This is a genomic window from Mesorhizobium sp. M5C.F.Ca.IN.020.29.1.1, from assembly GCF_003997375.1.
GTDB classification, from domain to species: Bacteria; Pseudomonadota; Alphaproteobacteria; order Rhizobiales; family Rhizobiaceae; genus Mesorhizobium; species Mesorhizobium wenxiniae.
This window is the reverse complement of sequence record NZ_RZSW01000229.1, coordinates 1-9,392: the sequence shown is the minus strand read 5'-3', so window position 1 is coordinate 9,392 and position 9,392 is coordinate 1. Positions and strand designations below refer to the sequence as shown.

10 protein-coding genes are annotated in these 9,392 nt (G+C 63.4%); 7 read left to right on the top strand and 3 right to left on the bottom strand.

The window, feature by feature from the left end; all coding sequences use genetic code 11:
• From EOA85_RS18875 to EOA85_RS18860, 4 genes are all read left to right on the top strand, one after another.
• A partial coding sequence (locus tag EOA85_RS18875; RefSeq protein WP_164759740.1) for a (2Fe-2S)-binding protein occupies positions 1 to 427 on the top strand: 427 nt, incomplete at its 5' end.
• A gap of 106 nt (positions 428 to 533) precedes the next feature.
• Positions 534 to 2,885: a xanthine dehydrogenase family protein molybdopterin-binding subunit gene (locus EOA85_RS18870; RefSeq protein WP_127210738.1), complete on the top strand. Its 2,352-nt coding sequence runs from the start codon at positions 534 to 536 to the stop codon at positions 2,883 to 2,885.
• Positions 2,886 to 2,980: 95 nt separating this feature from the next.
• Entirely contained in the window at positions 2,981 to 3,778 is a 798-nt protein-coding gene (locus EOA85_RS18865; RefSeq protein WP_127210737.1) for a xanthine dehydrogenase family protein subunit M, read from the top strand.
• 211 nt (positions 3,779 to 3,989) lie between these two features.
• Positions 3,990 to 5,012, top strand: a complete 1,023-nt coding sequence (locus tag EOA85_RS18860; protein WP_127210736.1) for an acyltransferase — start codon at positions 3,990 to 3,992, stop codon at positions 5,010 to 5,012.
• Positions 5,013 to 5,023: 11 nt separating this feature from the next.
• Here EOA85_RS18860 and EOA85_RS18855 read toward each other — a convergent pair whose 3' ends face one another.
• On the bottom strand, positions 5,024 to 5,521 hold the full coding sequence (locus tag EOA85_RS18855) for a GNAT family N-acetyltransferase (protein ID WP_127210735.1): 498 nt from the start codon (positions 5,519 to 5,521) through the stop codon (positions 5,024 to 5,026).
• 19 nt (positions 5,522 to 5,540) lie between these two features.
• Positions 5,541 to 6,338 carry a copper homeostasis protein CutC gene (locus EOA85_RS18850; RefSeq protein ID WP_127210734.1) on the bottom strand — a complete coding sequence of 266 codons (798 nt, stop codon included), beginning with the start codon at positions 6,336 to 6,338 and terminating at the stop codon, positions 5,541 to 5,543.
• Between the two features lie 217 nt (positions 6,339 to 6,555).
• Between EOA85_RS18850 and EOA85_RS18845 the strand changes: the two genes are divergently transcribed.
• Positions 6,556 to 7,011: a carboxymuconolactone decarboxylase family protein gene (locus tag EOA85_RS18845; protein WP_127210733.1), complete on the top strand. Its 456-nt coding sequence runs from the start codon at positions 6,556 to 6,558 to the stop codon at positions 7,009 to 7,011.
• A 49-nt stretch (positions 7,012 to 7,060) separates the two neighbouring features.
• Here the strand turns inward: EOA85_RS18845 and EOA85_RS18840 are convergent, their stop codons facing one another.
• Entirely contained in the window at positions 7,061 to 7,969 is a 909-nt protein-coding gene (locus tag EOA85_RS18840; RefSeq protein WP_127210732.1) for a LysR family transcriptional regulator, read from the bottom strand.
• A gap of 117 nt (positions 7,970 to 8,086) precedes the next feature.
• Between EOA85_RS18840 and EOA85_RS18835 the strand changes: the two genes are divergently transcribed.
• Both EOA85_RS18835 and EOA85_RS18830 read left to right on the top strand, forming a co-directional pair.
• On the top strand, positions 8,087 to 8,590 hold the full coding sequence (locus tag EOA85_RS18835) for a nuclear transport factor 2 family protein (RefSeq protein ID WP_127210731.1): 504 nt from the start codon (positions 8,087 to 8,089) through the stop codon (positions 8,588 to 8,590).
• 52 nt (positions 8,591 to 8,642) lie between these two features.
• Positions 8,643 to 9,392: CocE/NonD family hydrolase (locus EOA85_RS18830; RefSeq protein ID WP_164759739.1), on the top strand; the 750-nt coding region annotated here is incomplete at its 3' end.

Below are 9,392 nucleotides of genomic sequence, written 5' to 3'. Positions count from 1 at the left end.
TTTCTTGCGGGAGAATCTTGGACTCACCGGCACGCATGTCGGTTGCGACACTTCGCAATGCGGCGCCTGTGTGGTCCATGTCGACGGCAAGGCGGTAAAGTCCTGCACGATGCTTGCGGTGCAAGCCTCCGGGTCGACCATCGCGACGATCGAAGGTTTGGCGGACGGAGCCGACCTGCATCCGGTGCAGGCGGCGTTCAAGGAGCATCACGGACTGCAGTGCGGTTTCTGCACGCCGGGCATGATCATGGCGGCGACCGACATGATCAATCGTCATCCCGAAGGCCTCGACGAGGCCACGGTGCGGGCCGAGCTCGAAGGCAATATCTGCCGCTGCACCGGCTACCACAACATCGTGAAGGCGATCCTCGCTGCATCGGAGACGATGTCGAAGGGGGCGAAGGGCAGTGCCAAGCAGGCGGCATGAACAGGGCAATAGGCAGTAGGCAGTAGGCAGTAGGGAACCAGGAGCAAAAATTTCCCTACTGCCTACTGCCTATTCACCTACTCCCCTAAATTCCGGAGGAATTCTTATGGGCATTGAAGGTGTTGGCGCTCGTGTAGCGCGCAAGGAAGACAAGCGGTTCATCACCGGCGCAGGGCGCTATGTCGACGACATGGTGGTTCCCGGCATGAAGCATGCGGCCTTCGTGCGCAGCCCGCACGCGCATGCTGAGATCAAGAAGATCGATGTCAAAAAGGCTGAGGCCATGCCGGGCGTTATAGGCGTGCTTACCGGCAAGGAGCTCAAGGTCGACGGCATCGGCAATCTCATCTGCGGCTGGATGATCCATTCCAAGGACGGCTCGCCGATGAAGATGGGGGCGTGGTCGCCGCTGGCCTTCGATAGGGTCCGCTATGTCGGCGACGCGGTGGTCGTCGTGGTTGCCGAAACCAAGGGGCAGGCGCGCGACGCGGCCGAAGCGGTCGACATCATCTACGAAGAACTGAAGGCGGTCGTCAATGCTCCGAAGGCGCTCGAAAGGAGCGCACCACAGATCCACCCGGAAGCCGACGGCAATCTGATTTTCGACTGGGAGCTCGGCGACAGCACGGCGACCAACGCGGCAATCAAGGCCGCAGCCCACGTCACCCGCATGACGATCGTCAACAACCGGCTGGTGCCGAACGCCATGGAGCCGCGAGCGGCACTAGGCTATTACGACAAGGCCGAGGACCACTACACGTGCTGGACGACCTCGCAGAACCCGCATCTCGCGCGTCTGGTGATGAGCGCCTTCTACAATGTCGCGCCCGAAAACAAGCTGCGCGTCATCGCGCCGGATGTCGGCGGCGGCTTCGGCTCGAAGATCTATATCTATCCGGAAGAAATCATCTGCCTGTGGGCCTCGAAGAAGACCGGCGTGCCGGTCAAATGGGTCGCCGACCGCACCGAGAGCTTCCTCACCGACGCCCATGGCCGCGACCATGTCTCGACGGTCGAAATGGCCTTCGACAAGGACAACAGGATCACCGGGCTGAAGGTCGACACCATCGCCAATCTCGGCGCCTACATGTCGCTGTTCTCGTCCTGCGTGCCGACCTATCTTTACGCGACGCTGTTGTCGGGCCAGTATGATATTCCGGCGATCCACGCCAATGTGCGCGCCGTCTACACCAACACCGCGCCGGTCGATGCCTATCGCGGGGCAGGGCGGCCGGAGGCCACCTATCTGCTCGAACGCACGATCGAAACCGCCGCACGCGAGTTGGGCGTGTCGCCGGCGGAGCTTCGCCGAAAGAACTTCATCACATCGTTCCCGCACCAGACACCGGTCATCATGAACTATGACGCCGGCGATTATGCCGCTTCGCTGGACGCGGCGATGGAGGCTGCCGATTATGCCGGTTTTGCCCAGCGCAAGGCGGCCGCCAGGGCGAATGGCAAGCTGCGCGGCATCGGCATGAGCTGCTATATCGAGGCCTGCGGGCTGGCGCCGTCGGCGGCGGTCGGCTCGCTCGGTGCCGGCGTCGGCCTGTGGGAATCAGCCGAGGTACGCGTCAACGCCGCCGGAACGATCGAAGTATTGACCGGCTCGCACAGCCATGGCCAGGGCCATGAGACGACTTTCGCGCAACTGGTCAACCAGCGCTTCGGCGTGCCGATCGACAGCGTCTCCATCGTCCATGGCGATACCGACAAGGTCCAGATGGGCATGGGCACCTATGGCTCGCGCTCGGGCGCCGTCGGCATGTCGGCCGTTGTCAAGGCGCTCGACAAGGTCGAGGCCAAGGCCAAGAAGATCGCCGCCCATCTGCTCGAGGCCGACGAGGGCGACATAGTCATCGAAAACGGTGCATTGAAGGTCACCGGAACCGACAGACAAGTGCCGTGGTTTCAGATGGCGCTTGCCGCCTACACCGCCCACAACCTGCCGGGCGGCATGGAGCCGGGGCTGAAGGAGACTTCATTCTACGATCCGTCGAACTTCACTTTCCCCGCCGGCTGCTATGTCTGCGAGGTCGAGATCGATCCGGAAACCGGCGTCACCGAGATCGTCCAGTTCGTCGCCGCCGACGATTTCGGCAACATCATCAATCCGATGATCGTCGAGGGCCAGGTGCATGGCGGCGTCGCCCAGGGCATCGGCCAGGCCTTGCTGGAGGGCACCCGCTACGACGCCAGCGGGCAGCTTTTGACTGCGAGCTATATGGACTACACCATGCCGCGCGCCGACGACCTGCCGTCGTTCAAGGTCTCGACCTCGAACACGCCGTGCCCGGGCAATCCGCTCGGCATCAAGGGCTGCGGCGAGGCCGGCGCCATCGGCTCACCGCCGGCAGTGATCAACGCCATCACCGACGCCATCGGCATCACCGATATCGCCATGCCGGCATCGCCGTCCACGGTCTGGGCAGCGATCCGGGCGACGACGAGACACTGAAACAGGAGTGAATGGTCAGTATTGAGTAGTCAGTAGAGAAACACTGAAACTACTCACTACTGACTACTCACCAATTCACTTCACGGGAGCATCCCATGTACTCAGTCAACTATCACCGTGCCGCCTCGGTCGCCGATGCGGTCAAGCTGCTCGAGACCGGCGATGCGAAGCTGCTGTCGGGCGGCATGACGCTGATCCCGGCGATGAAGACGCGGCTTGCCGCACCGTCCGATCTCGTCGACCTTTCGCATATCGAGGAATTGAAAGGCATCGAGGTGTCGGGCAGCACCATCACCATTCGCGCCGGCACCACACATTACGACGTCGCCCGCGACGAGAGGCTGAAGACGGCCTGTCCGGCTTTGGCCCACATGGCTTCTCTGATCGGCGATCCGGCCGTACGCTACAAGGGCACGATCGGCGGCTCGATCGCCAATAATGACCCGGCGGCTGATTATCCGGCAGCACTTCTTTCGCTTGACGCCACTATCGTCACCAACAGGCGCGAGATCGCTGCCGACGCGTTCTTCACCGGCCTGTTCGAGACGGCGCTGGAGGACGGCGAGATCGTCACCGCGGTGACCTTCACCGCGCCGGCCAAGGCGGCCTATGAAAAATTCCGCAATCCGGCATCGCGCTATGCGATCGTCGGTGTGTTCGTGGCCAATGGCGCGGACGGAGTCCGCGTCGCCGTCACCGGGGCCGGCGACAACGGCGTTTTTCGTTCGAAGGAAATCGAGGCGGCACTTGCCACGAATTTCGACGCCGCTGCCCTCAACGGAGTGAAAGTGCCGGCGAATGATTTGATGACTGACATCCATGCCTCGGCCGATTATCGCGCCAATCTGATCGTGGTGATGGCCAAGCGCGCGGTGGCTACCGCCAACGCCTGACGATACCGATCGCCGGGTCTTGGATTTGTCAGCTTTGGGAAGGGGCCTTCGCGGCCCCTTCGGCGGCCGTACAGGCCAAAGTGTGGCCGTCTCGCACTTGCACAGTGCTCTATTGCGCTGCAATATGCATGGAGGAATGCGAGCCGGGGCTCGGAGCGCACGGTTACAGCCGTGCAGCCCTTTCGCATCATTCAAATGCGAAAGGACCGGCATGACGGATATCTCCGCGGCGCAGCTTGTCGTGTCCCGCTCCGCCGCCGACACGTCGTCGAGAACAAGGCTGGCCTATCTCGACGGATGGCGCGGCCTGTCGATCGCACTGGTGCTGATCGGCCACTTCTTTCCCGTTCCCGGAATCAACCTCGGTGTCATGGGCGTCGAGTTCTTCTTCGTGCTCAGCGGCCGGCTCATGGCCGAGATTCTCTTTGTCGAACGCTATCCTCTCAAGGCGTTCTTCAAGCGCCGGTTCTCCCGCGTCTATCCGGCGCTGCTGGTTTTCGTCGTCGCTTCGATGGTTGCCTTGTCCGGCACGTTTGTCGCCTTCAAATGGAAGGCGGCGCTGACGGCGCTGACATTCACCTACAATTATGCTGGGATTCTCGTCAGCCGCGCCGGCGCGCTCGACCATATCTGGTCGCTATGCGTCGAAGAACATGCCTATGCCATCCTGGCACTGATCAGTTTTTTCGTTTCAGGGCGTGCCCGCGTCGTCATGCTGCTCAGCGCGCTGTCGGTGCTGGCCATGGCAAACGGCGCGATTTCGTACTGGGTCTTCGCAATGGACTACGAGGCCACCTACTGGCGGACCGACGTGCACATCGCCTCGATCCTGCTGTCGGCGGTGATATGCCTGCTCAAGGCCGACGACAGGCTGCCAGCCTTGTTCAAGGGGCCGCATGTCGCCGTCGCGGCGTCCGTCGGGGCGGTTCTTCTGTTCATGGATGCGGTGCCGACGCCGATCCATTATCTGGTCGCGGTGCCGCTGTTGGCGCTCGCCGTCAACTCGCTCGATTTCAGCACACGGTACCTGACCGGATTTTTGTCCTGCTGGCCGATGGCGACGCTGGGACTGTGGTCGTATTCGCTCTATCTGTGGCAGCAGCCGTTCTACAAATTCGTCTATTCACAGGGCAGTGCGCCGCTGCTGATGCTGGCCGGGGCGTTCGCTTGCGCTTTGTGCAGCTATTACATCGTCGAAAAGCCTGCCCGTGGCTGGCTGAACCGCAATTGGTAGGGCTTGTCGCCTCAGCCGGTGATCTGCCTGGTATAGTAGCGGACCGCCTTCTTGCCGCCGTGGATCACCGCGTCGCCGACCTCGACAAAGCCAAGCGCGGCGTGAAAGGCGTCTGAAGCCGGATTGGGCGGCTCGGCATTCACCTCGCAAGTGACGATGGTCTGGCCGGCATGCAATACCTGGTCGAACAGATCCTCATAGAGCCTGCGGGCATGGCCGCGACCACGCGCTTCTCCTGCAACGACGACACGGTCGACATAGACGAAGCGCGGATAGCGCTCGCGGAACCACAGGAAGTTCGGGCTGTCGTAGCGGGCGTTCTGGTCGAAGGTCATGATGAAGGCTTCGAGCGCACCGATGCGGCGCGCATAAAACGCTTCGCCGAGCAGGAAGGACAGGCGCTCGGGTTCGAGCCACGACAACTCGGCCGCGTGTTCGTTGTTGAGGGCGAGGACGGCGGGCTCGTCCTGCGGCGAGACCAGGTCGATCGGCAGGCGTGCTTGCGTCACGTGTTTTCTTTCTTCGGGATCATGCTCTCGCCGCCGCAATCGTCGCCGCCACCAGCGCCGCATCGGTCACGGTGTTGCGGTACTCGCGGTCGAGGTCGGTGCCGCCCATGCCAACCTGGGGATTGCGGTAGCGCATCGCGCTCGGCACGTCCTTGAGCGCGGCGAAATGCATTTCCGTCAGTCCGGTTCTTTCCCGCACCTCGGCGATGTTCCTGGGGTTGAGCCCGCCGCAGCCAAGAATGACGATGCGCTTACCGGCCTGCTGGACGAGGCCCGCCAGCGGGGCCACGCCCTCCAATGCGGTATCACGCTGGCCGCTGGTCAGCACACGGCCTACCTTGCTGCGGATCAGCGCTTCCAGCGCTTCGGCCGGATCGCGTGTCATGTCGAAGGCACGGTGGCAGGTGACGTTCAAAGGCCCTGCCGCCTGCACCAATTCGCTCATGCGCTTTTCGTCGACGGTACCGTCGGCATTCAGGCAGCCGACGACGACACCAGCCACGCCAAGTTCGCTCAGCGCACGCACATCGGCGAGCATCGAACGGTACTCGGCTTCACTGTAGAGAAAATCGCCGCCGCGGGGCCGCACGATGACGTGGAATGGGATCGTCGCCAGCTCAAGGGCGGCACGCACTGTGCCAAGACTCGGCGTTATGCCGCCCTCGAAGAGGCTGGCGCAGAGCTCGACCCGGTCGGCGCCGGCGGCTTGCGCGGCGAGCAGGCCATCTATGCCTTCGACGCAGATTTCGATCAGCGGCAGGCGAGGGCGTTCTGTGTCGGTCACAGGGCGATCCGTTGGCGAATTCGAGTTGATCATGCCCTAGCATCGGGCTCCTTGTAGCGAAAGCCGGAACTATTGGCTCAACGCGACGGGTCGTTGCCGTTTGCATTGCCGCCAATTTCCTGCTTGACACATTCATAACTGCTGAGTTATAGGTAAATCCATAGCTATCTAGTTATTGATTTTGGTAGACAGGGCGCCGATCCCGAATCCGGATGCCCGGCATCGGGATCGGCAAAACAAGGAGACCGCGATGCAAGCAAGACTGAAAAACCCTGTGCTTCTCATTCCCGGCGCCCTGCAGGCGCTGCTCGCGCTGGACAAGTCGACGGAAACGGCTGACCTGCCCTACGTGACGCGCAAGCTCGTCCATTTGCGCGCCAGCCAGATCAACGGATGCAGCGTCTGTATCGACATGCATGCGCGTGAATTGAAGAAGGCCGGCGAAAAGGATGAGCGCGTCTTCACCGTGTCCGCCTGGCGGGAGACGCCTTACTTCACCGACGCCGAACGCGCGGCTCTTGCGCTTGCCGAGGCAACAACCCGGCTCTGCGACCGGCCCGACCCGGTGCCCGACACGATCTGGGACGAGGCCGCCCGGCATTATGACGAGAAGGCGCTTGCCGCCCTGGTGGTCCAGATTGCCCTGATCAACGCCTTCAATCGCCTCAACGCCGCCACTAGGCAGTTGGTTGGCACCTGGGGGTGAGGCGGACCGGCTCGCCGATATGCGCCGTGGCTGGTTTCGCGGCGGCGCATCAGATCCGCAAATTGTGAGCGTTCGCGCGCACGAAATCAATGAAGGCCCGCAGCTTGGGCGGGACGAGGCGGCGGCTGGGATAATAGAGGTGGAGCGGTTCGTAGGTGGGACAGAAAGGCTCCAGCACCTTGACCAGCGCGCCTGAGGCGAGGAGCGGCGCAGCGAGGCCTTCGACGGCAAAGGCTAGGCCAAGCCCTTGCGCGGCGGCGGTGATGCAGAGCGGAAGTGTGTTCACGACCAGACGTGCGTCGGGCGTGAACTCGACTTGGCGTCCGTCCACGACGAACTCCCAGGGCGAGATGGCGCGGGTGCGGGTGAAGGCGAAGGCGATGCAGCGGTGGGCGGCGAGGTCGGCGGGCCGCTTCGGCGTACCGTTACGCGCGAGATAGTCCGGGCTCGCCAACACGACGGTCTGGAGCGGCCCGCCCAGACGCGCGCCGATCATATCCTTCTCGAGAAGCTCGCCGATCCGCAGACCGGCATCGAAGCCCTGAGCGGCGATATCGACGAAATTGTCGTCGAAGATCAGGCTAAGCCGCACCTCCGGGTAAGCCTCCATGAACGGCCCCATCAGCGGCTCGATCAGCAGTGGTGCGGCGATCCATGGCAGGCTCAGGCGCAGTGTGCCGGCGGGGCGGTCGCGGGACTCGCGCAGCGCCGCGCCAGCCGCCCGGATCTCTTCGGCCGCTGGGCGCACGGGGTCGAGGTAGTGGGCGCCGGCTTCGGTCAGGCCAACGCTGCGGGTCGTGCGGTTGAGAAGCCGCACCCCCAGACGCTCCTCCAGCCCCTTGACTGCCTCACTCAAAGAGGCCGGAGCGACGCCGAGTTCGGAGGCGGCGCGGGTGAAGCTCCTGGCCTCCGCAACCTTCACAAAGGCGACGATGCCGCTGAACTGGTCGAGGCGCATTATGAGGTTATTCCAAAGAGCCTTGTCGAACTATACGGGTTTTTCCGGCGAAGAAAAAGCCTCATGCTGGGTTTAGCCTCGCCGTTGCGACGGCTCGAAGGCAAGGAGACAGGATCGATGACCAGGCTCGCTTCGCTTGCCGCCGGCGCTCTCCTGGCGGTGTCTGCCGCTCCCGCGAACGGCGGTCCGCAGGAAGACCGCAACATCCAGCTGATCAAGGACTATTACGCAGCTTATGCGACCGGGAACCCGGAGGCCGTCCGGCCCTTCCTCGCGCCAGACATCGTCTGGCGCATTCCGGGCCATCATCCGCTGGCCGGCGACAAGCGCGGGCCGGAGGAAGTGGTCGCCTTCTTCCGTGGCCTGGCCGATGGCAAATTCAGGGCCGAGCCGATCTTCTTCCAGGCGCAGGGCGACCTCGTCGTCGACATCCATCGCGGCTGGTCGAACGTCGGCTCAGGTCCCGAGATCGACCAGCTCTACGCCCTGATGTTTCGCATCAAGGACGGAAAGATCGCCGAGGCGCAGAATTTTTTGACCGACATGTACCAGTCGGACGCCTTCTACTGGACGCACTACCCGCTGAAGCCACTGCCCGGCCGACTGGCGGATGACCGCTAGACGGCGGCTTTCCTCAACCTGCCGCTCCCGCGCCAAGCAAAGGAGATTTGCGATGCTGAAAACCCTGACACTAGCCGCAGCAACCGCCGTCGCGCTCGGCTCCAGCGCCTTCGCCGCACCGCGGGTCGAGCGCGTCACTTTCACTTCGCACGGTGAGCAGATCGTCGGCGACCTTTATCTTCCCGAGGATCTGGACCCGGCGAGACCTCGGCCCGCGCTGGTCGTGACCGGCGCCTGGATGACGGTAAAGGAACAGATGCCGGCCCGCTACGCCCGCGAGATGGCCGACCGCGGATTCGCAGCCTTGACCTTCGACTTTCGCGGTTGGGGCGAGAGCGGCGGCGCCCGGCGCCAACATGAGGATCCCGGCGCCAAGATCGCCGACATCGGAGCGGCGGTCGCCTATCTCGCGACCCGGCCCGAGATCGGCAAGGATCGCATCGGCGGGCTCGGCATTTGCGCCAGCTCCGGCTACATGGTCACTGCCGCCGCTGAAGATGCCGCGATCAAGTCGATCGCCTTGGTCGCCCCCTGGCTGCACGATGCCGAGGTGGTCGAGCAGACGTATGGCGGCAAGGAAGGCATCGCCAGGCTTGAAGCCGCGGGCGATGCGGCCGAGGCTGCGTATCGCCGCACCGGCAAGCAGGCCTTGCTGCCCGCCGCCAGCCCGACCGACGAGCGTGCGATCATGTTCAAGGTGCCTTACTACACCGAGGCCGACCGCGGGATGATCCCGGCCTGGCGCAACGAGGCCGATCCGGCCTTCTGGCGCGGCTGGCTGACATTTGATGCGATCCAGGCT

Excerpts from the sequence above, each read along its gene's own strand:
- EOA85_RS18850 (WP_127210734.1), bottom strand. The coding sequence starts at position 6,338 with ATGATCAACTCGAATTCGCCAACGGATCGCCCTGTGACCGACACAGAA.
- EOA85_RS18860 (WP_127210736.1), top strand. The coding sequence starts at position 3,990 with ATGACGGATATCTCCGCGGCGCAGCTTGTCGTGTCCCGCTCCGCCGCC.
- EOA85_RS18835 (WP_127210731.1), top strand. The coding sequence starts at position 8,087 with ATGACCAGGCTCGCTTCGCTTGCCGCCGGCGCTCTCCTGGCGGTGTCT.
- EOA85_RS18840 (WP_127210732.1), bottom strand. The coding sequence starts at position 7,969 with ATGCGCCTCGACCAGTTCAGCGGCATCGTCGCCTTTGTGAAGGTTGCG.
- EOA85_RS18845 (WP_127210733.1), top strand. The coding sequence starts at position 6,556 with ATGCAAGCAAGACTGAAAAACCCTGTGCTTCTCATTCCCGGCGCCCTG.
- EOA85_RS18870 (WP_127210738.1), top strand. The coding sequence starts at position 534 with ATGGGCATTGAAGGTGTTGGCGCTCGTGTAGCGCGCAAGGAAGACAAG.
- EOA85_RS18865 (WP_127210737.1), top strand. The coding sequence starts at position 2,981 with ATGTACTCAGTCAACTATCACCGTGCCGCCTCGGTCGCCGATGCGGTC.